Origin of the sequence: Streptomyces sp. NPDC058683 (assembly GCF_042716195.1) — a bacterium.
Taxonomy (GTDB): Bacteria; Actinomycetota; Actinomycetes; order Streptomycetales; family Streptomycetaceae; genus Streptomyces.
In genome coordinates, this window is record NZ_JBHXSK010000137.1 from 1 (window position 1) to 1,463 (window position 1,463).

General features: G+C 65.9%; 2 protein-coding genes. Both read left to right on the forward strand.

What is annotated here, in order from left to right:
• Nucleotides 1-158 precede the first annotated feature (158 nt).
• Nucleotides 159-614, forward strand: coding sequence for an SUKH-3 domain-containing protein (locus tag ACFWXC_RS53025; protein ID WP_384491551.1), 456 nt, complete (start codon nucleotides 159-161; stop codon nucleotides 612-614).
• A gap of 12 nt (nucleotides 615-626) precedes the next feature.
• Nucleotides 627-1,394 carry a transposase gene (locus ACFWXC_RS53030; protein WP_384491553.1) on the forward strand — a complete coding sequence of 256 codons (768 nt, stop codon included), beginning with the start codon at nucleotides 627-629 and terminating at the stop codon, nucleotides 1,392-1,394.
• Nucleotides 1,395-1,463: the final 69 nt, after the last annotated feature.

Sequence of the window (1,463 nt, forward strand, 5' to 3'; positions counted from 1 at the left end):
CTAAGGGCTGTCCCGTAAACGATCTCCGGAGCTTTCCGCGACCAGGAGCCCTGTCTACTGGTCCGGATGTGCGACAGACTTCGGGCAATGGACACGGCCGAGGGGATGGGGGGCGCATAGAACACATCAGTGAGTCGTTGGCAGGCTGCGGGGCCCCGGTGCTGGACGCGCTTGGCGTTGCCGGGTGGACGGCAGGTCGCAAGATCGCCACTGGAGACTGGGCACATCAGCTGACGGCCGTTGGGTTCGAGCTCAATGACACGGCGATCGGGGTCTGGGCCGAGTTCGGCGAGCTGACGATCAAGAGCTGCCCCGCTCGTGTCCCGGCCTCGTCCCTGCACATCGACCCCGTTGACGCCTGCGTCGACACCGCCGAGGAAGCGTCCAAACTGATGCACCGATACGCAGAGAACTACAGCCCTTTGGGTATGTGGTCGGTCCAGTTCAGGTCGTATATCGCGGCCAGCGGGCGCGTCGTCGCCGTCGGACCGAACGTCCTCTGGCCGCTGGGGTCGACCTTCGCGGAGGCGCTGGCCTACGTGGTGGGTGGTGAGGCCAGCATCAATCGTGCACAACAAGCAAACTGGCTTGACAACTGCCTCACCGGTGGATGAGACGATCTTGTGGTGGCTGGTGTGATTACGGCGTCGGAGCCGTCCTGGATAGCCCCGTTCACCGGGCTGAGCCCGAGGCACTTCGGCAAGCTGGTGACGGTTCTGCGACGCGAGGGTACGGACGCGGTCCGCAGGGGCCGCCCGTGGAGCCTGCCGCTGGAGGACCGGGCACTGCTGGTCGCGGCCTACTGGCGCACGAACCTCACCATGCGCCAACTGGCCCCGCTGTTCGGAATTTCCAAGTCGGCGGCGGACCGGATCATCGACCACCTCGGGCCGATGCTCGCCCTCCAGCCCCGGAAGCGGTTCGCGAAGGACACCGTGTTGATCGTGGACGGCACCCTGGTGCCCACCCGCGATCACACAGTCGCCGAGCAGTCGAAGAACTACCGGTACTCCACCAACCACCAGGTCGTCGTCGATGCCGACACCCGCCTGGTCGTGGCGGTCGGCTGGCCCCTCCCCGGCAACCGTAACGACTGCAAGGCGTGGGAGGAATCCGGCGCGAAGGCCGCCGTCGGCACGACCACGACCATCGCCGACGGGGGCTACCCGGGCACCGGGCTCGTGATGCCCCACCGGCGCCGCAAGGGCGAGGAGTTGTCCGGCTGGAAGCAGGCTCACAACAAGTCCCACAAGCAGGTCCGGGCCCGCATTGAGCACGTCTTCGCCCGCATGAAGACCTGGAAGATCCTCCGCGACTGCCGTCTCAAAGGCGATGGTGTCCACCACGCCATGCTCGGTATCGCACGAATGCACAACCTCGCCCTCGCCGGATAGACCCCCCAGCAGTACAGCAGTCGACCACGTCCGAGGTCACTCAGAGATCATTACGGGACAGCCCTTAGG